Consider the following 21,910-nt stretch of genomic DNA (forward strand, 5'->3'; position numbering starts at 1 on the left):
TCCTCCGCGGAGACGACGGGTGCCGACGCCCCGGTCCTCATCCTGGCCGGTACCGCGACCGCCGGTCTCATCGGCGGCATGATCTGGTACCGCCGCCGCGCCGCCGGCGCCGTCAAGCAGTGACGGGGAGCGAACGGGCGTCATGTCAGAAGCGCGCGCAGGTGGCCGGAAACGCAACCGCCTGCTGACGAGGGTGGCCTGGGCAGCCCTGCTGCTCGCCCTGTGCCTGGCCGGTGGCGGCGGTGCCGCCGAAGAAGAGCCGGAAACCACCCGGGCATCGGGTCGCGGCGGCGTCGCCGCCAAGAGCCACCCCCGCGCGCACGGTCTGCCCCCGGCACACGAACCGTTGCCGGGGGCGGGCCCCCAGACCCTGGAGGTCAGGATCCTGGGGCTCAAGGCCCCCGTCGAGAGCCACGGCCTCGACAAGCTGGGCGGCGTCGAACTGCCCCCGTACGAGCGGGCCAACGCCGTCTCCTGGTACAAGGACGGCCCCACGCCGGGCAGCCTCGGCCCCTCCGTCATCGTCGGTCACGTCGACACCGAGAAGGCCCCGGCCGTCTTCGCCGGCCTCAGCGTCCTCAAACGCGGCGCGAAGATCCACGTCACCCGTACGGACGGCGTCGTCGCCGAGTTCACCGTCGAGGACATCGCGGTCGTCCCCAACGAGCCCTTCGACGCCGACAAGGTCTACGGGCCGCTCGACACCGACCGCGCCGAACTCCGCCTGATCACCTGTGGTGGCCAGTACGACCGCAAGAAGCACCTCTACAGCGCCAACATCGTCGTCACCTCGTATCTGACCGGCGCGGCACCGGCGAAGCGGCCGCCGCAGAAACCGCAGCCCCAGCCGCAGCCCCAGCAGCCGCAGCAGCCGCAGGATCCGGCTCAGCAGCCGAGCCCGGCGGCACCGGCCACCCCGGCCGCACCGGTGACCCCCACGCCCGCCGGCCCCGGCGGCGACGACGCGGACGAGACCGACGCCGACTACGAAGAAGAGTGAGCCGAGCAGCGAGAGGACCCCCGGCCGGAGCACCGGCCGGGGGTCCGTCCCGTGAGTGACATGCGTGGTGCGGGGCTAACTGCAGCCGCCGCCGCACTGGCACGATCCGCCGCTCTGGCATCCGCAGGAGCAGCCGGGGCCGCACGTGCAGCCTGCCTGGGTGCGTGCGGGAGGGGTCTGGGTCATATGCGGGTACCTCCTCGAAGGGTGGTTGCCTCCCCAGTCAAGAACCGCCCGATGCGCCCGTCAATGCCCTTCACGTACGTATGTACGGGCGCATCGAGGGCGCGTAGGAGCATACGGAGCATGCCGCACGCCCTCTTGTACGCGCCCTCGCCCCGCGTTCCCCGACCCGTCTCCCGGGCCCCGGCTCAGGCCTTCCCGTCCCCGCCCGCCCGGCCCTCGGACTGCGTCAGCTCGTCCGCGTGCTCGCCCGTGACCAGGTACACCACCCGCTTCGCGACCGAGACCGCGTGGTCCGCGAACCGCTCGTAGTAGCGGCCCAGCAGCGTCACGTCGACGGCCGTCTCGATGCCGTGCTTCCAGCGGTCGTCCATCAGGTGCTGGAAGAGCGCCCGGTGCAGCAGGTCCATCGCGTCGTCGTCCTGCTCCAGCTGGAGCGCCAGGTCGACGTCCTTGGTGATGATCACCTCGCCGGCCTTGGCCATCAGCCGCTGCGCCAGCTGCCCCATCTCCAGGATCGTGGCGTGCAGGTCGCGCGGCACCGCCGTATCCGGGAAGCGCAGCCGCGCCAGCTTGGCGACGTGCTGCGCGAGGTCGCCGGAGCGCTCCAGGTCGGCGCTCATGCGCAGCGAGGTGACCACGATCCGCAGATCGGTGGCGACCGGCTGCTGGCGCGCGAGCAGGGCGACGGCCCGTTCCTCCAGGTCCCGCTGGAGGTCGTCCACCTTGGCGTCCGCCGCGATCACGGACTCTGCGAGCTTGAGGTCCGCGTCGAGGATCGCCGTGGTGGCGCGCCCGATCGCGGACCCGACGAGCCGGGCCATCTCCACCAGGCCCTCGCCGATCGAATCCAGCTCCTCGTGGTACGCGTCCCGCATTGCCTGACCTTCTCTCTGCCGAGTGAAACGGTGGGCCGGGGCCGTATGGCCTGCCCACGCTCCCACGTTCCGGCCGGAACGCGACGGCTGCGGCGCCCTGGAGTGAACCGGTGCCGACGCCGAGGTGAACTCTCGGCAACGTGTGTTCGAGGCGGCACCCGTTTGGCTGTGGATGGGCCGCGGCAGCCGCATAACCTGGACTCATGAACGTGGACGCGGCCCTCGCCGCAGCGGCAGCACTCGCCGGACTGTGCACCGGCGTGATCGCCATGCTCGCGTTCCGCTGGAGCGAGCGCGACCAGGCGCGCCCCACCCGCAGCTCCCTGCACACCGACGCCGTGCTCCCACCCGGCGTCGACACCGTGCTCTCGGTCCTGCGCTCCTCGGCCGTCGTCCTGGACGAGGCCGACGCCGTGGTCAAGGCCAGCTCCGCCGCCTACGCCCTCGGGCTCGTGCGCGGCGGGAAGCTGTCCGTCGAGCCCATGCTGCAGATGGCCCGCGACACCCGCCGCGACGGCGAGATACGCCAGGTCGAGCTCGACCTTCCGCGGCGCGGCACCGGCCGCGGCGAAGCCCTCGCGGTCTCCGCGCGCGTCGCCCCGCTCGGCTCCCGGCTGGTCCTGCTGCTCGTGGAGGACCTCACCGAGGCCCGCCGCATCGAGGCCGTCCGCCGCGACTTCGTCGCCAACGTCAGCCACGAGCTCAAGACGCCGGTCGGCGCCCTGTCCCTGCTCTCCGAGGCCGTCATGGACGCCGCGGAGGACCCCGAGGCCGTCAACCGCTTCGCCGGCCGCATGCAGATCGAGGCCACCCGCCTCACCAATCTCGTCCAGGAGCTCATCGACCTCTCCCGGGTGCAGAACGACGACCCGCTGGAGGACTCCGAGCCCGTGCGCGTCGACGAGCTCGTCGCCGAGGCCATCGACCGCTGCCGCCACCAGGCGGGCGCCAAACAGATCACCATGGCCTCCGGAGGCACCGCCGACCTGCACGTCTGGGGCAACCGCGGCCAGCTCGCCGCCGCCCTCGGCAACCTCGTCGAGAACGCCGTCAACTACAGCCCCGCCCGCACCCGCGTCGGCATCGCCGCCCGGCACATCACGGCGCCCGGCGGCGACTTGATCGAGATCGCCGTCACCGACCAGGGCATCGGCATCTCCGAGAAGGACCGCGAGCGGATCTTCGAACGCTTCTACCGTGTGGACCCGGCGCGCTCGCGCGCCACCGGCGGGACCGGCCTCGGCCTCGCCATCGTCAAACACGTGGCCGCCTCGCACGGCGGGGAGGTCACGGTCTGGAGCGCCGAGGGCCAGGGCTCCACGTTCACCCTGCGACTTCCCGAGGCGGGCGCGGTCCGTGACCGCGACCGCAACCCCCACCATCCCGTTGTCGAACACCTTCCCGCCCCGGAGGTCCTTCCGTGACCCGAGTGCTCGTGATTGGCTCTGAGACCCGACCGGAGGTCACCCCGTGACTCGAGTGCTCGTCGTAGAGGACGAGGAGTCCTTCAGCGACGCGTTGTCCTACATGCTGCGCAAGGAGGGGTTCGAGGTCGCGGTCGCGGCCACCGGGCCCGACGGGCTGGACGAATTCGAGCGCAACGGCGCCGACCTCGTCCTGCTCGACCTGATGCTGCCCGGCCTGCCCGGCACCGAGGTCTGCCGCCAGCTGCGCGGCCGCTCCAACGTGCCGGTCATCATGGTGACCGCCAAGGACAGCGAGATCGACAAGGTCGTCGGCCTGGAAATAGGAGCCGACGACTACGTCACCAAGCCCTTCTCCTCCCGCGAGCTCGTGGCCCGCATCAGAGCGGTGCTGCGCCGCCGCGGCGAGCCGGAGGAGGTGGCGCCGGCCGCCCTGGAGGCCGGCCCGGTCCGCATGGACGTCGACCGGCACGTCGTCACGGTCTCCGGCGCCAAGGTCGACCTGCCGCTGAAGGAGTTCGACCTCCTGGAGATGCTGCTGCGCAACGCGGGCCGCGTGCTCACCCGCATGCAGCTGATCGACCGGGTCTGGGGCGCGGACTACGTCGGCGACACCAAGACCCTCGACGTCCACGTCAAGCGCCTCCGCGCCAAGATCGAACCCGACCCGGGCGCGCCGCGGTACCTGGTGACGGTGCGGGGCCTGGGCTACAAGTTCGAGCCGTAGGCCCTACCTGGCGCTCGCGCCGCCACGGCAGGCCGTTTTCTTCCGCCGCTGCGGCCGGCAACCACGATCGTGCGACCCGGCGGTGCCGTACCGGCTCTCACCCGTACGAGCGAAGGGCCCGGAAGCGCAACGCTTCCGGGCCCTCGTCGTGTCCGCGTCGCGGCCGGCGACTCAGTGGCCGGCGCGCTGCTGGGTGCCCTGGGAGGCCTCGCCCGTGCCCGGGCTCGGCTTGCCGCTCGGCTTGCCCGCGGCGGCACCGGAGGCCGCACCCGAGGGGGCGGTGGCGGCGCCCTCGGCGGCGCCCGTGGCGGGCTCGCCGCTCGCCTTGGCGCCGCCCGGCTTCGCGAGCGGGGTCGTGGCCGGGGTCGGCGCGGCCTCGGAGGGGCCCCAGTCCTTGAAGTAGCTCGTCGCCGGGACGACGAAGGCGCCGATGCGCACCTCGCCCGTCTCGCTGAAGTCGAACGCCAGCTTCTGCTGCTCGCCGTCCTTCAGGGCCTCGCGGCCCTCCGGCAGGACGGCCGAGGCGTTGCCCTTGCCGCCCAGGAGCACCGAGCCGCCGGCCGGCACGACGACGTCGCCGGAGCCCTTGGCCGGGCTGAGCTTGACCTTGGCGCCGTTCTTGCCGGTCAGGGTGATCGCGCGGAGGGTCTGGTCCTTGCGGCCGTTGTTGAAGACCTGGCCGGTGATCACGGCGGGGCCCTTGGCGTTCAGGTCGGGCTGCGTGATCACGTTCAGGTTCTGCAGCTTGATGTCACCGACCGAGGTGGCGGCGTTGTCCGGCTTCACCTCGAGCGTCTGCGCGCTGTTGCCCGCCGCGCAGGCGGAGAGCGAGGCGATCGAGAGCACGAGGGCGGTAGCGGCGAGAGCGCCGCGTCGAAGGCTGCTGCTCACGGCGGCGGCATCTCCTTGGACGAGGTAAGGGGTGTGTCAGCGCGCTTAGGTTACCGACCCCCTCGGACGGCCCCGCACCCGACCCGCCCCCATGGTCGACTTCGTCCCTGTCCGGCCCACGGCCGAATATCGCCGCAGGGTGGCCGTGCGGATGTCCGGCGGGCGCCGGTGTGGATTATCGGTGCGGAATGCGCGGGCGTGCGGAACGCGTTCCTGAATTGATCAAGTTCGCGGTGATCAATTCCCGATTCCGGTCGGTGAAGGCCGGCCCCGCCCCGAACGGAGTAGCGGAAGTCAGCCGAGCGGACCCCGGCAAAACGGGACGTTCGACCGCTCGCGAGTGCCTCTCCACGCGTGTAACGTGCCCGTTTCGCCTTGCCCGGAGAACCGCTCCCACCTGCGAATACCCGCTTCCGGAACCCTCCCGCAGCACGACGCGGTTGCTGTTGTCAAGCCCTGAGATATGCCCTGACCTGCGAAAACGCCATTCAGAACGGGGAGTTCCCGTGTTAGACTGGATAGCCACGGAAGGGGTACCTGTCACATGACGTTCAAGGTTGGCGACACCGTGGTCTATCCCCATCACGGGGCCGCGCTGATCGAGGCCATCGAAACTCGCCAGATCAAAGGCGTGGACAAGACCTACTTGGTGCTGAAGGTCGCCCAAGGTGACCTGACGGTTCGGGTGCCGGCGGACAATGCGGAGTTCGTCGGTGTGCGCGATGTGGTCGGCCAGGATGGGCTGGACCGGGTCTTCGAGGTGCTCCGCGCACCCTATGCGGAAGAGCCGACGAACTGGTCCCGTCGCTACAAGGCAAATCTCGAGAAGCTCGCGTCCGGTGACGTGATCAAGGTCGCCGAGGTCGTGCGCGACCTGTGGCGCCGCGAGCGCGAGCGCGGCCTGTCCGCCGGTGAGAAGCGCATGCTGGCCAAGGCGCGGCAGATCCTGGTGAGCGAGCTCGCCCTCGCCGAGAACACCAACGAGGACAAGGCCGAGGCCCTGCTCGACGAGGTCCTCGCGTCCTGACGCGAATACCGGACACACCACAGGTGCCGGACGTAAAGAAGTGCCGCGGTGCCCGCGCGGTGACGCAAGTCATCCGCCGGGCGCTGCGGCATCTCTCGTTCCGGTGACTCCGGTGACCGGGGGACACCGGCGCACGCGCCGTACACGACTCGGTGTGCCGGGCCCGGGCAGCCGGCCCGACCAGCTGTCACGGAAGGGGCTGGTCGGGGCTTGCCCGGCACTCCCCCCGCTCTCCGAGCAGGGGGTACCCCCAGGCCATACCCAATCCGGCCGAGGAAGCAAACCTGAACGTGAACGCAATGTCTGATCGAGCCCCTGCCGTCACTCCTGCGCGCACCGCCGCGGTGATCCCCGCGGCCGGCCGGGGGGTCCGGCTCGGCCCGGGCGCCCCCAAGGCACTGCGCGCCCTGGGCGGCACACCGATGCTCGTCCACGCCGTCCGGGCGATGGCCGCCTCCCGCGCCGTCTCCCTCGTCGTCGTGGTCGCCCCGCCGGACGGCGCCGCCGAAGTCCGCGCCCTCCTCGACGACCACCCGCTCACCGGCCACGACCGCGCCGAGGTCCTCGTCGTCCCCGGCGGTCAGACCCGCCAGGAGTCCGTGCGCCTCGGTCTCGCGGCCCTCCCGGCCGACGTCACCACCGTCCTCGTGCACGACGCCGCGCGCCCCCTGGTGCCCGTCGACACGGTCGACGCCGTGATCACCGCCGTGCGCGAGGGCGCCCCCGCCGTCGTCCCGGCCCTGCCGGTCGCCGACACCGTCAAGCAGGTCGAGCCGCGCACCGGCGCCGCCGAGGGCGAGCCCGAGCTCGTCACCGGCACGCCCGAGCGGGCGCTGCTGCGCGCCGTGCAGACCCCCCAGGGCTTCGACCGGCGCACACTGGACGCGGCGCACGAGAAGTTCGCCGCCCTGAAGGGCGAGGGAGCCACGGACGACGCCGGCATGGTCGAGCGCCTCGGCGCCCCCGTCGTCCTCGTCCCGGGCCACGAGGAGGCCTTCAAGGTGACCCGGCCGCTGGACCTCGTCCTCGCCGAGGCCGTACTCGCCCGCAGGAGGGCAAACGATGGCTTCTGACCGGATCCCCGCCCTGCCCCAGGTGGGCATCGGCACCGACACCCACGCCTTCGAGGAGGGCCGCGAGCTGTGGTGCGGCGGCCTCCTGTGGCCCGGTGAGACGGGCCTCGCAGGCCACTCCGACGCCGACGTCGTCGCCCACGCCGCCTGCAACGCCCTCTTCTCCGCCGCCGGCCTCGGCGACCTCGGCGCGCACTTCGGCACCGGCCGCCCCGAGTGGGCCGGCGCCTCCGGGGTCACGCTGCTGACCGAGGCCGCCCGCATCGTCCGCGAGGCCGGCTTCCTCATCGGCAACGTCGCCGTCCAGGTCGTCGGCGTCCGCCCCCGGATCGGCAAGCGCCGCGAAGAGGCCCAGAAGGTCCTCTCGGAGGCCGTCGGCGCGCCGGTGACGGTCTCCGGCGCCACGACGGACGGCCTGGGCTTCCCGGGCCGCGGGGAGGGGCTCACGGCGGTGGCGACGGCCCTGGTGGTCCGCGCCGACGCGTACTGAGCCCGGGCGGACCGTGCCGTGGGGGTCAGATCGACCCCACGACCTTCCGCGGCGTGACCCGTACGACGACCCTCTCCGCGTCGTCCTTCGCCGCCGGATTGAAGTCCGCGTAGTCCTTGCCGGTGTACTTCCGCGAGAGCTCGTTGATCAGATCCTGGCCGCCCTCGGTGGTGAGGCTGGCCGTGCCGCGGACCTCGGCGTAGGTGTACGGCGCGTTCGGCGGGTTGATCATCACCGTGATGCGCGGGTCGCGGCGCAGGTTCTTCTCCTTGCGCCGCCCGACGGTCGTGGAGATCAGCAGGTCGTCGCCGTCGTGCGTGAGCCACGTGACCGTGACCTGAGGGCTGCCGTCGGGCTGGATCGTCGCGACCGTCGCGAAGACGGGGGAGTCGTCGAGGAGCTTCTTCAGGTCGTCGGAGAGCATGGCGGCCACGGCGTGTTCCTTCCCTGGGGGGCGTGCGCGTGCGCGGTCGCGCTCACCGTATGCCGCACGCGCGGGAAACGGGCGCGTACAAGCCGGGACAAGCCGGAAACGCGCCCGTAGTGGCCCAGCGCCCGGGCGGCAGTGGCCCAGCGCCCCGGGCGGCCCGCCCGGGACGACGGGACCCGCCTGCGTCAGACCCCGTCCGGCCGGCCCGCGCCCACGCGGTCGGCCGCCGTCTGCTCGTACGGACCCGTCTCGTATGCCCGCAGCCGCTGCGCCCCCGAGCCCGCGCCCTCGCGGACCTCCTCGCGCCCGGCGTGCTGCTCGGGGACGGCCGACGGCACGGCCGCCTTGGCGGGCGCACCGGCACCCTTGGCGGCGTGCACCGCCCCCTTCGGGCGGGGCGAGTGCTGCCGCACCTCCTCCATGCTGGAGCGCATCACCTTGCGCAGCCAGGTGCCCAGCGGCTTCTCCACGAACCGGTGCATCAGCCACGCCGCGCCGAGCATCACCAGGACCAGGCCGATGACCAGCAGGTGTCGGGGGACGCGGTCGCGCAGGGCGTAGATCAGCGTCATGCCGATGTACTGGTGGAGCAGGTACAGCGGGTAGGTGAGGGCGCCCGCCGTCGACAGCCAGCGCCACTGGATCCGGTTGAACGCGCCGCACGCGATCAGTGCCATCAGCACGAACGCGACGAGGATGATCACCCGGGCGGGCCAGGCGGGGATGTTGTGCGTGGTGTTGTCCGCGACGCGCCGCGCGATCTGGTGCTCGGCGAGGAGCAGCGACAGGGCGACGATGCCCCAGAGCAGCGCGGTGGGGCGGTAGCGGTACATGAGGTAGAAGGCGATGCCCGCGACGAAGTACGGCTGGTAGAGCGGCATCGCCCACTGGTCGAGGAGCTTGACGTCCGCCTGGACCGAGGCCATCGCGACGACCGTCCACAGGGCGCAGAAGAGCACGCACTTGCGGTACGTCACGCCCGTGGCCACCACGATCGCGAAGAGTACGTAGAACTTCAGCTCGATGAAGAGCGTCCAGTAGACGCCGTCGACGTCCCAGACTCCGAAGCCCGTCTGGAGCATGGTCAGGTTCGTGAGGACGCTGTTGAAGCCGCCGTTGATCTGCCGCACCTGCGGCCACAGCGAGATGACGGCCGCCGTCAGGAAGATCCCGACCCAGTAGGCGGGGTAGACCCGTGACACCCGGGAGACCACGAAGTCGCCCAGGGAGCGGCCCCACGTGCTCATGCAGATCACGAAGCCGCTGATGAGGAAGAAGATCTCGACGCCGGTCCAGCCGTACTGGGCGAACTTCCACAGGTTGGGGAAGATGTTCTCGGGGTCCTCGCCCCAGCCGCCGCGCAGCGCCACGTAGTGGAAGAAGACGACCATGAGGGCCGCGAGCAGCCGCAGCGCGTCCAGGACGTAGAGCCTGGGAGCGGCGGTCCGCTGTCCGGCTGCCAGGCCGCCATCGAGGTCACCTCGTCTGGCGAAACGCATGTCGTCCTCTCCATCGGCTCAGGTCGGCTCATCCTACGAGGGCCGTCCGCGCGCATGCTGACACAAGGACCCCCCGGCCCGCCGTGACAGTTATCTCCTGTCTCTGACGTAATTCCAACCCCTGTCTTGGAACGGCCCCGGGGTGATCTTGTGACGATCTTGTGGTGGGCCCGCTCCCGGCCCGCTATCCGGCCCGGATCTCCGCCGCCGCCCGCCGCAGCCCGCGCCTCAGCGCGCCCGCCAGCGGCCGCTCCACCAGGCGGTGCACCAGCCACGCAGTCAGCAGCATGCCCGCCACCAGCGCGGTCAGCAGGACGGCCGGGGGCACGTCACCGGCCGTCCGCCGGATGACCAGCCAGCCCACGCGCTCGTGGATCAGGTAGAGGGGATAGGTCAGCGCCCCGGCGGCGGTCAGCCAGGGGTGGCCGAGGCGGCGCGTCCGGCCGAGCGCGACCGCCCCCACGGCGAGGAAGAACAGCGCGAGCAGCGCCGCCGTCGGCCAGGGGGGCACGCGGTGGCCCATATAGCCCTCGGCCCGCGCCTGGGCCGCCACCAGGTGGTGCTGGGCGACGAGGAAGCACGCGGCGACGATCAGCCACAGCACGAGGTTGGGGCGGTAGCGGTGCATGAGGTAGAAGGCGATGCCCGCGATGAAGTACCAGCAGTCCTCCGGCATCAGCACCTGGTCGAGCACGGGCTCGTCCACCGCCGCCGCGACGGCCGCCGCGAAGCCCCACACCACGCAGAAGCCCACCGCCCGCGCGTACGTCAGCCCCTTCCCGGCGACGACCAGCGCGAAGAGCAGGTAGAAGCGCATCTCGACCCACAGCGTCCAGTACACGCCGTCGACGGGATCCACCCCGAGGGGGGAGTGGAGCATGGTCAGGTTGACGGCGATGTCCCGCGCGCGGGGGGTTTCGTCCATCGCCGGCCACAAACGGACGACGAGTGCGACGGCGAGTACCGAGAACCAGTACGCGGGGAAGAGCCGGGTGACGCGCGAGGCGGCGAACCGGCCGACGCCCCTGCCCCAGCAGCTCATGCAGATCACGAAGCCGCTGATCAGGAAGAACAGCTGCACGCCCAGCCAGCCGTAGGACGCCGGCAGGTGGGCGGTGGGGAAGACCGCCGCGGGCGGGCCGCCCCAGGCGCCGCTGCCGAACGCCACGTAGTGGTACGCCACCACCATCAGCGCCGCGAGCAGCCGCAGCCCGTCCAGCGCGGCCAGCCGGGCGCGCCCGTCGCTGCCGTCCGGGCTTCCGGGGGTCTCGGGGGGCTCCGCGTGCTCCTGCTGTACCGGCAGAGTGGGGTGCAACGCCCCTCCAGGTGAGGAAGGTGAGGCAGTGCCGGGGAAGCTATCACGCAAATCGGTAGTTTTTCGGCATTAACTTCATAACGGATAATCCGTGCCGTACCGCCATGGAACCCTTCGATCCGCCAGTTCACGGGGCCGATTGCCGGGGGCACTGCCGAACGCCCACTACTCTGGTTGCGTGACCATTCGCCTGTACGACACCAGCGCCCGGCAGATCCGTGACTTCTCCCCGCTCACTCCGGGCTGCGTCTCGATCTACCTGTGTGGCGCGACCGTGCAGGCCGCTCCGCACATCGGCCACATCCGGTCGGGCCTGAACTTCGACATCATGCGTCGTTGGTTCGCCCACCGCGGCTACGACGTGACCTTCGTCCGCAACGTCACGGACATCGACGACAAGATCATCATAAAGGCGGCGGACCAGGGCCGCCCCTGGTGGTCCATCGGCTACGAGAACGAGCGCGCCTTCAACAGCGCCTACGACGCCCTCGGCTGCCTGCCGCCGACCGTCGAGCCCCGCGCCACCGGCCACGTCACCGAGATGGTCGAGATGATGCGCGGCCTCATCGAGCGCGGCCACGCCTACGAGGCCGAGGGCAACGTCTACTTCGACGTCCGCTCCTTCCCCGGCTACCTCGAGCTCTCCAACCAGGAGCTGGACAATCTCCTCCAGCCCTCCGGCGAGGGCGAGACCGGCAAGCGCGACCCCCGCGACTTCGCCATGTGGAAGGCCGCCAAGCCCGGCGAGCCCTCCTGGGAGACCCCCTGGGGCCGCGGCCGCCCCGGCTGGCACCTGGAGTGCTCGGCCATGGCCCACAAGTACCTCGGCGAGGCCTTCGACATCCACGGCGGCGGCCTCGACCTGATCTTCCCCCACCACGAGAACGAGATCGCCCAGGCCAAGGCCTTCGGCGACGCCTTCGCCTCGTACTGGGTGCACAACGCCTGGGTCACCATGAGCGGCGAGAAGATGTCGAAGTCCCTCGGCAACTCCGTCCTCGTCGCCGAGATGGTCAAGCACTGGCGCCCCATCGTCCTGCGCTACTACCTCGGCACCCCGCACTACCGCTCGATGATCGAGTACAGCGAGGAGGCCCTGCGCGAGGCCGAGGCCGCGTTCGCGCGGATCGAGGGCTTCATGCAGCGCGTCTGCGAGATGGCCGGCAAGACCGTCGAGCCCGCCGCCGAGGTCCCGCCCGCCTTCGCCGAGGCCATGGACGACGACCTGGGCGTCCCGCAGGCCCTCGCGATCGTGCACACCACCGTCCGCCAGGGAAACTCCGCCCTGACCGCCGACGACAAGGAATCCGCCGTCGCCCGCCTGGCCGAGGTCCGCGCCATGCTCGGCGTCCTCGGCCTCGACCCGCTGGACGAGCAGTGGGCCGGCGCCTCCGCCGGCCGCGGCGACGACCTGCACGGCGTCGTCGACTCCCTCGTCCGCCTCGTCCTCGACCAGCGCCAGGCCGCCCGCGCCCGCAAGGACTGGGCCGCCGCCGATGCCATCCGCGACCAGCTCCAGCATGCGGGCCTCGCCATCGAGGACACCCCGTCCGGACCGCGCTGGTCGCTGTCCTGAGGGACACTTTTCGTACGTACGTAGTAGGCAACCGCCGGACCCCGTCCGGCGCAGCCGTCCGAAGCCCGAGCGGCCCGCCAGGGCCGAGCGGGAGGGCGGCAGAGAAGAAGAAGTCAGGTGACCCCATGGCCGGCAACAGCCAGCGCAGGAACCGCCGCACGTCCAACAAGAAGGGCGCTACGGTCGGCAGCGGCGGCCAGCGGCGCCGGGGACTGGAGGGCAAGGGCCCGACCCCGCCCGCCTCCGCCCGTAAGGGGCATGTCAAGAACCGCATCGCCAACGCCAAGTCCAAGCAGGCCGCGTCCCGCCGGCCCGCACCGCGCCGCGGCGGCCCCAAGGGCCCCAACGAGCTCGTCGTCGGCCGTAACTCCGTCGTCGAGGCGCTGCGCGAGGGCGTGCCCGCCAAGACGCTCTACGTCCAGCAGTACCTGGACAACGACGAGCGCGTCCGCGAGGCCCTCCAGCTCGCCAACGACAAGGGCCTCAACCTCATGGAGGCCCCCCGTCCGGAGCTCGACCGGATGACCAACGGCCTCAACCACCAGGGCCTCGTCCTGGCGGTGCCGCCGTACGACTACGCCCACCCCGAGGACCTGACGGCCGCCGCCTTCGACGACGGCGAGGACCCGCTGATCGTCGCCCTCGACGGCATCACCGACCCGCGCAACCTCGGCGCCGTCGTCCGCTCCGTCTCCGCCTTCGGCGGCCACGGCGTGGTCGTCCCCGAGCGCCGCGCGGCCGGCATGACCGCCAGCGCCTGGAAGACCTCCGCCGGCACCGCCGCCCGTACGCCCGTCGCCCGCGCCACCAACATGACGCGGATGCTGGAGTCGTACCAGAAGGAAGGTCTGATGGTCGTCGGCCTCGCCGCCGACGGCGACGTCGAGCTGCACGAGCTCGAAGCCCTCGAAGGCCCGGTCGTCATCGTCGTCGGCAGCGAGGGCAAGGGCCTGTCCCGCCTCGTCGGCGAGACCTGCGACTTCCGCGTGCGCATCCCGATGCCGGGCGGCGCCGAGTCGCTCAACGCCGGCGTCGCCGCGGGCGTCGTCCTCTACGAGGCGGCGCGGCGCCGAGCCTGAAAAAACTCCCTTTAAGCGCAGGACGGGCCGGTTCACCGGCCCGTCCTGCGCTTAAAGGCAGGATTGACGGGCTCCGTTGACGCGACCCGGACAGTTCGACTCGGTCAAGGCAGTGTCCTAATCAGAAGTCACTCGGTTAGATGAGTGTGGACACCAGAACACCCCGCACACCCACGGGGGGAAGCTCTTCCGGGTACGACGACCAGCCCGCGCTGAGTACGGTGAAGGTTCCGTCCGACCCGGCGCAGATCGCCGTCAACCACGTGAGTTTCCGCGTGCAGCTCGCCCGGCCCCCGCGCGTCGCCCGCCAGTTCGCAGGCATCGCCGACACGGCGCAGCTGCCCACCGTCAAGAGCGCGCCCAAACGGCGCGCTCCCGTGGTGTGGAGCGGGCGGGCCGCCCCCGGCGACGCGGCGCCCACCGAACTGCTCCAGGCCGTACGGGACTCCGCCGTCACCGACGCGGGCTCCACCCAGGTGCTGCCCCGCATCCGTGTCGACGACCGGCACCCCTCCGTCGTGGGCCCCCGCAGCCACTCCGAGCGCACCGGCCCCGGCGAGCTCGTCGACGCCGCCGGCCCCGCCGCGCCCGGGACCCAGCTCCTGCACGGCGTCCGCCCCACGGACAGCGCCTACGACGAAGATCAGTACCGCTACCCGCAGTTCGACGGCCCCGACGCCGACGACTACGACGACGAGGACGAGAGCGGCGCCGCCAAGCGCCAAAGCGACTCCGTCCGGCACGCCTACTATCCGGGCCGCCGGATGAACCTCGGCGTCGTCCTGCTGCCCCTGCGGATCTTCCTCGGCTTCATCTCCATCTACGCCGGCATGGGCAAGCTCTGCGACCCCGTCTACTTCGACGGCGGCAAGCGCGGCTCCATGGTCGCCTGGCTCACCGCCCTGCACCCCTGGGCCGCCGCCGAGCCCCTGCGCAACCTCGCCCTCGCCCACCCCGTCGGCGCCGGCCTCACCGTCGCCTTCCTCCAGGTCGTCGTCGGTGTCCTCACCATCTTCGGTCTCTGGCAGCGCCTCGCCGCCGGCGTCGGCGTCCTGCTGTCCGCCGTCCTCCTCGTCACCGTCAGCTGGCGCAGCGCCCCCGTCTACGACGCGCCCGACATCATCTACCTCGCCGCCTGGAGCCCCCTCGTGATCGCCGGGGCGCCCTTCTACTCCGTCGACGGGCGCCTCGCGGGCGAGGCCTGGCGCCGCCTCGGCCCCCGCGCCGAGCTGTGGGAGCTGCGGCAGCGCGTCCTGCGCCGCGGCACGATCATGGCCACCGTCCTCATCGGCCTCACCCTGCTGGTCGGCTCCACCCTCGGTGGCGCTGTCCGCTCCTCCCAGACCGTCAGGGTCCCCGGCCCCAGCGACCCGCCCGTCAACAACCTCCCCGGCTCGCCGTACCCCCAGACCCCCGGCACCTCCACCCCCCGCGGTCCCCGGAGCCCCTCCGCCGTCGGCACCCCCAAGCCCACCGCCCCCGGCACCCACGCGGCGACCCCCTCCGCCACGGCCCCGGCCGCGCCCGGCGCCGCCCGCACCCCCACGGGTGCGGCAGCGGGTGGCACCGGACACCCCGGCGCCAGCCAGGGCGTCCGCCCGGCCCCGCAGACCCCGCGGCAGCCGGCCGCGCCCGCGGCGCCCCGCAGCCCCTCCGGCGGCTCCTCGGCCTCCAGCGGCACGAGCAGCACCACGAACAGCACCGGAGGCAGCTCCTCCGGCGGTTCGACGGGCGGCACCCGCACGGGAGGAGCGCTCGGCGGCCTCCTCGGCTGAGCGCTCCGTCAACGGCCTCCGCAGTTAAACGGCCTCCGCACCCGGAAGGGTGCGGAGGCCGCCGCTTGCCCGGCCGGGCAGGCGCGCTACGCGCCGCCCCGTGCGAGCTCCCTCGCGGCCTCCGTCAGGTCCTTGGCCGTGTCGATGGCCCGCCAGTACGCGCCGTGCGGCAGCGGGTAGCCCGCGAGCCGCCGCTCGCGCGCGAGGCGGGGGAACGTGGTGCGCTCGTGGTCGCCGTGCTCCGGCAGCAGTTCCGTAAAGGCGGCGGAGAAGACGTAGACGCCCGCGTTGATCAGGTACGGGGAGGGCGGGGACTCGATGAAGTCCAGCACGTGCCCGAACTCGTCGGTCTCGACGGCCCCCCAGGGGATCCGGGGCCGGGCCAGGGCCAGGGTGGCCGCCGCGTCACGCTCGTGGTGGAAGGCGGCCATCTCGCGCAGCGAGAAGCGGGTCCAGATGTCGCCGTTGGTGGCGTACCAGGGCCGGTCGGGGTGCGGCAGGGAGGCCGCCGCGAACTTCAGGCCGCCGCCCCGGCCGAGCGGCTCCTTCTCGACGACGGTCGTCACCCGCAGCGGCAGGTCGGCCGACACGAGCCACTCCTGCAGGACCTCCGCCAGATGGCCGCACGAGACCACGGCGTCGGTGACGCCCTCGGCGGCCAGCCAGGCCAGTTGATGGCCGATGATCGGGGTCCCGGTGCCGGGAATCTCGACCATCGGCTTGGGTCGGTCGTCGGTGTACGGGCGCAGCCGCGACCCCTGGCCGCCGGCCAGGATCACGGCTTGGGTGGGGTACGGATACGCGTTCGTGCCGGTCATGCACCGCACGATATGCGGTGCCGTCCGCGGACGGACCGGCGGTGGCGGCGCCGTGCCCCCTTGCGGCGGTCAGCGGCTCTGGACGCCGGAGGCGTACGACGTGTCGCAGACCGGGCGGGCGAAGCGCTGAGCCTGCCGGGGGCCGTACTTCGCGACCGCCGCGCGCCCGAGGCTCCGCGCGATCTCGACGCAGTGCCGGGCGAGCGAGGGGCGGCCGTTGACGGCCTCCTGGAGGTGGCTGAGGGCGACCCCCGGGTTCTTCTCCTGCAACTCGGTCAGGAGCTTGTCGTGCAGCACCTCGTGCGGGGCGCGGATCCGGGCTTGGGTGGAGGCGTTGTCGGAGGACGCGGTGAGCACCTGCGAATCGGCAGGCGCGGCCCACGGGACACGGGTCACCGCGAGCGTCCCCGAGAGGACGAGAACGACGGGGAGTACGAAGGCAAGGGTTCTGCCGATGTGGCGGGCGGCCTGGTTCATGCCGCAGATGGTAGCGAGGGGTAATGGTGCCGCGACATCTAGTCACCCGGTCGAGGGATACGTCAGGTGGTGCGGATGGTCGCCGGGTTGACGCACGGCGCTCGAAAAGAGCGATCTGGCAGGGAAAACGGCAACTCATGTGACTTCGGGGCGAAAAACACCCGCCCCCGGGCCGTTCGTACGGCGCGGGGGCGGGGTTCGTGCGGCGCGGACCGCGGCCGCGCTGCGTGATCGGTGGCTGAGTGGCTCAGTCGCTCAGCCGCTCGCCCGAGGAGGTCGAGAAGACGTGCAGCTCACCCGGGCGCGGGACGACGTGCAGGATCGAACCCTTCTCGGGCACGCGGCGGCCGTTGACGCGCACGACGAGGTCCTTCTGCTGGCCGCCGACCTCGGCCGTGCCGTACACGTATCCGTCGGCGCCGAGCTCCTCCACCACGTTGACGGTGACCGCCAGGCCGGCCGGGGCGTCCTTCGACTCCTTGCCGAGCGACTTCGCCGTCTCGCCGTTCTGTTCGACCACGTCGAAGTGTTCCGGACGGACACCCACGGTGACGGTCCGGTCACCCTCACCGGTGCCCGCGAGGGCCTCGCGCGAGACCGGGACGACGCTGTTGCCGAACTTCACGCCGCCGTCGGTGACCGGCACCTCGACCAGGTTCATCGCCGGCGAGCCGATGAAGCCCGCGACGAACAGGTTGGCCGGCCGGTCGTACATGTTCCGCGGCGAGTCGATCTGCTGCAGCAGGCCGTCCTTGAGCACCGCGACGCGGTCGCCCATGGTCATGGCCTCGACCTGGTCGTGGGTGACGTAGACCGTGGTGATGCCGAGGCGGCGCTGCAGCCCGGCGATCTGCGTACGCGTCTGCACGCGCAGCTTCGCGTCCAGGTTCGACAGCGGCTCGTCCATGAGGAACACCTGGGGCTCGCGCACGATCGCCCGCCCCATCGCCACGCGCTGCCGCTGACCGCCGGAGAGCGCCTTGGGCTTGCGCCCCAGGTACTCGGTGAGGTCCAGGATCCTCGCCGCGTCCTCCACCTTCTGGCGGATCTCCGACTTGGGCACGCCCGCGATCTTCAGCGCGAAGCCCATGTTGTCGGCGACGGTCATGTGGGGGTAGAGCGCGTAGTTCTGGAACACCATGGCGATGTCCCGGTCCTTCGGCGGCAGATGGGTGACGTCACGGTCACCGATCCGGATCGCCCCTCCGTTGACGTCCTCGAGCCCCGCGAGCATCCGCAGCGAGGTCGACTTCCCGCACCCGGACGGGCCGACCAGGACGAGGAACTCACCGTCCTCGATGGAGATGTCGAGCTGATCGACGGCGGGCTTGTCGGCCCCCGGGTAGATCCGGGTCGCCTTGTCGTACGTGACCGTGGCCATGGTGATGCAGTCCCTTCACCGGCAGGAACGTGCCGGACGATCCGAGTAGAGGGAGTGGTCCAGTCCATTTGGACCGGGTTGCAGGTGACGGTACCCGGGAGGCGGTCGGTTGTCAGCAGCCGACGGCTGTGAGAATTCGTGGCCTGGGCACGGGTGGAGTTTGGTTAGACTGCAACGCACAGGCCGACTTAGCTCAGCTGGTAGAGCACCGCTCTTGTAAAGCGAAGGTCGTCGGTTCGAACCCGACAGTCGGCTCGGCAACGAAAACCGCAGGTCCCCTCCGGGACCTGCGGTTTCGTGCTGTCAGGGGCGTGTGCGGGCCGGGCGCCTCAGCTCCGTACCTCCTCGCCCGCGCCGCGGTGGCGGCCCACCCCCGCGTCCGGGCCGGCCTCGGCCAGGGGATCCGGGCGGGGGGCGTCCTGGTGGCCGGGCCACCAGGCCTTGTGGCCCAGGAGGGACGTGACGGTCGGGACGAGGAGCATGGCCATCACGAAGGCCGTGAGCAGGATGCCGAAGGCGACCGCGAAGCCCATCTGCTGGAGCATGGAGTTGTCGGCCAGCAGGAGGACGCCGAAGGTGCCGGCGAGGATGATCGCGGCGGAGGCGATGGTGGGTGCCGAGCGGGCGACGGCGGTGTGGATCGCCTCGCGGGCGGGGACGCCGCGCCGTACCTCCTCGCGCAGCCGGGCGACCATGAGGATGTTGTAGTCGGTGCCGATGGCGACGACGAAGAGGTAGACGATGACCGGCAGCATGAACAGCAGGCCGTTCTTGTGCTGGAGGTCCTGGAAGAGCCAGACCGTGGAGCCGAGCGTGGCGCCGAAGCCCAGGGCGACGGAGATCATCAGGTAGATCGGGGCGACGATGCTGCGGAGCAGCAGGCCCAGGATGATCATGATCGCGAGTCCGGCGATGGGGAAGACGAGCTTGTAGTCGTGGCTGACGGCCTTCTCCACGTCGGCGAGGACGGCGGAGGTGCCGCCGACGTAGGCCTTGCTGCCGTCGGGCGCGGCCTTGTGGGCGGTGTCGCGCAGGGCGCCGTCGGCGAGGTCGATGGCCTTGTCCTCGGTGGGGCGGTACTTGAGGACGACGCTGTACTGGGCGACGGTGCCGTCGGGGTTGACGACGGGGTCGGAGACCGCGCCGACGCCGTCGACGCCGGCGAGCTCCTTCTTGTACGTGCCGAGGGCGCCCTTGTCGAGGGTGCCGCTGCGGGACTCGACGTAGACCATGGCGGGGTCGGACTGCCCGGCGGAGAAGCCGCGCTGCAGGTCCTTCATCGCCTGGACGGATTCGAGCTTCTGCGGCAGCTGGCTGTCGGTGTCGAATTCGGCCTTGAAGCTGACGGCGCCGACGGCGAGGACGGCCAGGACCGCGGCGGAGAGCACGGCGATGGCGGCGGGGCGGCGGGCGACGAGCGCGCCGAGGCCGTCGGAGAGGCGGCTGCGGGAGCGCTTCTTCCAGGCCTTGGAGGGCCAGAAGGCCTTGGTGCCGAGGAGGGAGAAGACGGCCGGCACGAGGGTGAGCGCGGCGACGAGGGTCACGCCGACGGCGATGGCGAGCGAGGGGCCCATCGCCCGCATCATGCCCATGGTGGACAGGAGGAGGGCGAGGAAGGCGACGATGACGGCGCCTGCGGCGGAGGCGATGGTTTCGCCGACGCGGGCGACGGCGTTGGTGAGGGCCTCCTTGGGCTGCCGTCCGTCGCGCAGCTCTTCGCGGTAGCGGAAGAGGAGGAAGAGGATGTAGTCGGTGCCGACGCCGAAGAGGACGACGATGAGTATGGCGGAGATGGAGGTGTCCGCCTTGAGCCCGCCGAGTTCGGCGGCGGTGCCGATGAGGCCGAGGGCGACGGCGAAGACGAGGGCGATGATGAGGACGGGCATCAGCGCTATCAGCGGGCTGCGGAAGATGACCAGCAGCAGGATGATGATCAGGAGGAGCGTGGCCGACATGATCATCGAGTCGGTGTCGCCGGAGGACTCCTGGGCGTCCAGGTTGGTGGCCGCCTGGCCGGTGAAGCCGGCCTTCAAGTGGGTGCCGTCCAGCAGGCCCTTGGCGTCCTGACGGAGGTCCTTGACGGCGTTGGGCAGGGTGGTCTGGTCCTGCGCGTTCTTGTTGGTGGCGATGACGTTGGCCAGGGCGATCTCACCGTTGGGGGAGACGGCCTGGGGGCTGGTCTCGACGCGGGCGATGCCCTTGCGGTGCTTGTCGTGCAGCCCGCCGGTCACCTTGGCGACGTCGGCGCGGTCGGCGGCGGTGAGCTTCCCGCCGTCGGAGCGCTGGAAGACGACGATGGCGGAGGGCTGTTCGGTTTTGGGGAAGGCCTTTTCCTGGAGCTTGCCCGCCTGTACGGATTCATAATGTGAAGGAAGGAATTCCGTTTCATCGGTCGTGGACTTCAGCCCGGGGGCCAGCAGGCTGAGGGCCACTGCGGCGATGATCCAGCCGGCGATGGTGAGCCAAGGTCGGTGGACGGCGAACCGCCCGACTCGTCGGAACATGGTGCTCCTAGCTAGGCGAGCATGAACTGCAGCAGGAGGCTGCAGGTGTGAACTACAGGCATGAACACGCTAGACATCCCTGAATTTCCCCACAATGGAATCGGGGAGAAATCGGCCCTGGGTCGGGGTATCCCTCATCCGGCCGGATGAGGGGGCATCACCCGTGAGGTAGAGAATCACATCGCCGACCGCCTTCGTCCGGATTACTCTGCCCCCATGAGCGATGCTGCCGCCTCCGCCCCCACCCCGCCCGGCGGACCGAAGGGCGGGCCCGCCTACGCCGCCCGCCTGGAGCGTGCCGCCGTGGCGGCCGCAGACTCCGGTCTGGCCGGTCTGATCGTCACACCGGGCCCGGACTTGGACTGGCTGACGGGCTACCACCCGCCTGTGACCGAGCGGTTGACCGCGCTGCTGATCGCGCCGGGCACCCGGCCGCGGCTGCTGGTGCCGGCCCTGGAGCGCCCGGACGCCGAACGGGCCCCGGCCGCCCCGTCCTTGTCCGTCACCGGCTGGAGCGACGGCCAGGATCCGTACGCGGCGCTGGCCCCGCTGCTCGACCCCAAGGGCCGCTACGGCGTCTCGGACAACGCGTGGGCCCTGCACGTCCTGGCGCTCCAACGCGTCTGCCCGGGCGTGTCGTACGGGGCGTTCACCGAGGTCATGCCGATGCTGCGGGCGGTGAAGGACGCCTACGAGGTGGAGCGGCTGGCGGCTGCGGGCGCGGCGGCGGACGCGGCGTACGAGCAGGTCGTGGGGCTGCGGTTCGCGGGGCGGCGTGAGTGCGAGGTGGCGGCGGACCTGGCGCGGCTGCTGCGCGAACACGGCCACAGCCAGGTGGATTTCACGATTGTCGGCTCGGGTCCCAACGGTGCGAATCCGCACCACGACGCGGGCGACCGGGTCATCGAGGACGGCGACATGGTCGTCATGGACTTCGGTGGCCTGAAGGACGGTTACGGCTCGGACACCACGCGCACGGTGCACGTGGGCGAGCCCACGGCCGAGGAGCGCAAGGTGCACGACGTGGTGCGCGAGGCGCAGCAGGCGGCGTTCGAGGCGGTGCGCCCCGGTGTGGCGTGCCAGGAGATCGACCGGGTGGCGCGGCAGGTCATCCGTGGCGCGGGCTACGGGGAATACTTCATTCACCGTACGGGCCACGGGATCGGGGTGACGACGCACGAGCCGCCGTACCTGGTGGAGGGCGAACACCTGCCGCTGGTGCCGGGGATGTGTTTCTCGGTCGAGCCGGGGATTTATCTTCCGGGCCGTTTCGGGGTGCGCATCGAGGACATTGTGGTGTGCACGGACTCGGGCGGCCGGCGGCTGAACAATACGTCGCACGGGATGCGCGTGGTGGCCTGAA

Annotated in this window: 19 protein-coding genes and 1 tRNA gene; 11 read left to right on the forward strand and 9 right to left on the reverse strand. The window is 71.4% G+C overall.

The window, feature by feature from the left end:
* Positions 1-142: 142 nt before the first annotated feature.
* Positions 143-1,000, forward strand: coding sequence for a class F sortase (locus tag FGW37_RS18900; RefSeq protein ID WP_218650593.1), 858 nt, complete (start codon positions 143-145; stop codon positions 998-1,000).
* A 371-nt stretch (positions 1,001-1,371) separates the two neighbouring features.
* Here FGW37_RS18900 and phoU read toward each other — a convergent pair whose 3' ends face one another.
* Positions 1,372-2,061 carry a phosphate signaling complex protein PhoU gene (gene phoU / locus FGW37_RS18905; RefSeq protein WP_179082124.1) on the reverse strand — a complete coding sequence of 230 codons (690 nt, stop codon included), beginning with the start codon at positions 2,059-2,061 and terminating at the stop codon, positions 1,372-1,374.
* A gap of 203 nt (positions 2,062-2,264) precedes the next feature.
* Here phoU and phoR point away from each other — a divergent pair, with 203 nt between their 5' ends.
* Together phoR and phoP are read left to right on the forward strand one after the other, a co-directional pair.
* Positions 2,265-3,485 carry a two-component system sensor histidine kinase PhoR gene (gene phoR / locus FGW37_RS18910; protein ID WP_179082125.1) on the forward strand — a complete coding sequence of 407 codons (1,221 nt, stop codon included), beginning with the start codon at positions 2,265-2,267 and terminating at the stop codon, positions 3,483-3,485.
* A gap of 55 nt (positions 3,486-3,540) precedes the next feature.
* Positions 3,541-4,212 carry a two-component system response regulator PhoP gene (phoP, locus tag FGW37_RS18915; protein ID WP_465269372.1) on the forward strand — a complete coding sequence of 224 codons (672 nt, stop codon included), beginning with the start codon at positions 3,541-3,543 and terminating at the stop codon, positions 4,210-4,212.
* Between the two features lie 171 nt (positions 4,213-4,383).
* Here the strand turns inward: phoP and FGW37_RS18920 are convergent, their stop codons facing one another.
* Positions 4,384-5,103, reverse strand: coding sequence for a copper chaperone PCu(A)C (locus tag FGW37_RS18920; protein ID WP_179082126.1), 720 nt, complete (start codon positions 5,101-5,103; stop codon positions 4,384-4,386).
* Between the two features lie 544 nt (positions 5,104-5,647).
* Here FGW37_RS18920 and FGW37_RS18925 point away from each other — a divergent pair.
* From FGW37_RS18925 to ispF, 3 genes are all read left to right on the forward strand, one after another.
* Positions 5,648-6,130, forward strand: coding sequence for a CarD family transcriptional regulator (locus tag FGW37_RS18925; RefSeq protein ID WP_003953493.1), 483 nt, complete (start codon positions 5,648-5,650; stop codon positions 6,128-6,130).
* A gap of 299 nt (positions 6,131-6,429) precedes the next feature.
* A complete protein-coding gene (gene ispD, locus FGW37_RS18930; RefSeq protein WP_179082127.1) occupies positions 6,430-7,203 on the forward strand; it encodes a 2-C-methyl-D-erythritol 4-phosphate cytidylyltransferase in 774 nt (257 codons plus the stop codon).
* Positions 7,193-7,693, forward strand: coding sequence for a 2-C-methyl-D-erythritol 2,4-cyclodiphosphate synthase (gene ispF, locus FGW37_RS18935; protein ID WP_179082128.1), 501 nt, complete (start codon positions 7,193-7,195; stop codon positions 7,691-7,693). Before ispD ends, ispF begins: the two co-directional genes overlap by 11 nt.
* A 25-nt stretch (positions 7,694-7,718) precedes the next feature.
* Here ispF and FGW37_RS18940 read toward each other — a convergent pair whose 3' ends face one another.
* The 3 genes from FGW37_RS18940 to FGW37_RS18950 form a co-directional block, all read right to left on the reverse strand.
* Positions 7,719-8,126, reverse strand: a complete 408-nt coding sequence (locus tag FGW37_RS18940; RefSeq protein ID WP_179082129.1) for a PPOX class F420-dependent oxidoreductase — start codon at positions 8,124-8,126, stop codon at positions 7,719-7,721.
* 182 nt (positions 8,127-8,308) lie between these two features.
* Entirely contained in the window at positions 8,309-9,622 is a 1,314-nt protein-coding gene (locus tag FGW37_RS18945; protein ID WP_246430444.1) for an acyltransferase family protein, read from the reverse strand.
* Positions 9,623-9,806: 184 nt separating this feature from the next.
* The gene (locus FGW37_RS18950; protein WP_179082130.1) at positions 9,807-10,937 is read right to left on the reverse strand and encodes an acyltransferase family protein; all 1,131 of its coding nucleotides are present in this window, start codon (positions 10,935-10,937) and stop codon (positions 9,807-9,809) included.
* 178 nt (positions 10,938-11,115) lie between these two features.
* On the opposite strand from FGW37_RS18950, the gene cysS reads away from it, so the two are divergent.
* The 3 genes from cysS to FGW37_RS18965 all read left to right on the forward strand — a co-directional run bounded on the left by cysS (position 11,116) and on the right by FGW37_RS18965 (position 15,367).
* On the forward strand, positions 11,116-12,513 hold the full coding sequence (gene cysS, locus FGW37_RS18955; RefSeq protein ID WP_179082131.1) for a cysteine--tRNA ligase: 1,398 nt from the start codon (positions 11,116-11,118) through the stop codon (positions 12,511-12,513).
* 125 nt (positions 12,514-12,638) lie between these two features.
* Positions 12,639-13,592, forward strand: coding sequence for a 23S rRNA (guanosine(2251)-2'-O)-methyltransferase RlmB (rlmB, locus tag FGW37_RS18960; protein WP_179082132.1), 954 nt, complete (start codon positions 12,639-12,641; stop codon positions 13,590-13,592).
* 140 nt (positions 13,593-13,732) lie between these two features.
* Entirely contained in the window at positions 13,733-15,367 is a 1,635-nt protein-coding gene (locus FGW37_RS18965) for a DoxX family protein (RefSeq protein ID WP_179082133.1), read from the forward strand.
* 86 nt (positions 15,368-15,453) lie between these two features.
* On the opposite strand, the gene FGW37_RS18970 is transcribed toward FGW37_RS18965, so the two are convergent.
* The 3 genes from FGW37_RS18970 to FGW37_RS18980 all read right to left on the reverse strand — a co-directional run bounded on the left by FGW37_RS18970 (position 15,454) and on the right by FGW37_RS18980 (position 18,043).
* A complete protein-coding gene (locus FGW37_RS18970; protein ID WP_179082134.1) occupies positions 15,454-16,185 on the reverse strand; it encodes a nucleotidyltransferase family protein in 732 nt (243 codons plus the stop codon).
* Between the two features lie 69 nt (positions 16,186-16,254).
* Complete coding sequence (locus FGW37_RS18975; protein ID WP_179082135.1) at positions 16,255-16,662, reverse strand: hypothetical protein; 408 nt, start codon at positions 16,660-16,662, stop codon at positions 16,255-16,257.
* Between the two features lie 247 nt (positions 16,663-16,909).
* Positions 16,910-18,043 (reverse strand): ABC transporter ATP-binding protein, encoded by a 1,134-nt coding sequence (locus FGW37_RS18980; RefSeq protein ID WP_179082136.1) that lies wholly within the window; start codon positions 18,041-18,043, stop codon positions 16,910-16,912.
* Positions 18,044-18,225: 182 nt separating this feature from the next.
* On the opposite strand from FGW37_RS18980, the gene FGW37_RS18985 reads away from it, so the two are divergent.
* A tRNA-Thr gene (locus FGW37_RS18985) sits at positions 18,226-18,298 on the forward strand.
* Between the two features lie 74 nt (positions 18,299-18,372).
* Here FGW37_RS18985 and FGW37_RS18990 read toward each other — a convergent pair.
* Positions 18,373-20,547 (reverse strand): MMPL family transporter, encoded by a 2,175-nt coding sequence (locus FGW37_RS18990; protein WP_179082137.1) that lies wholly within the window; start codon positions 20,545-20,547, stop codon positions 18,373-18,375.
* 216 nt (positions 20,548-20,763) lie between these two features.
* On the opposite strand from FGW37_RS18990, the gene FGW37_RS18995 reads away from it, so the two are divergent.
* Positions 20,764-21,909, forward strand: coding sequence for an aminopeptidase P family protein (locus FGW37_RS18995; protein ID WP_179082138.1), 1,146 nt, complete (start codon positions 20,764-20,766; stop codon positions 21,907-21,909).
* The last annotated feature ends 1 nt before the right edge of the window (position 21,910 follow it).

The sequence above is a fragment of the Streptomyces rectiverticillatus genome (assembly GCF_013394065.1).
Classification (GTDB): Bacteria; Actinomycetota; Actinomycetes; order Streptomycetales; family Streptomycetaceae; genus Streptomyces; species Streptomyces rectiverticillatus.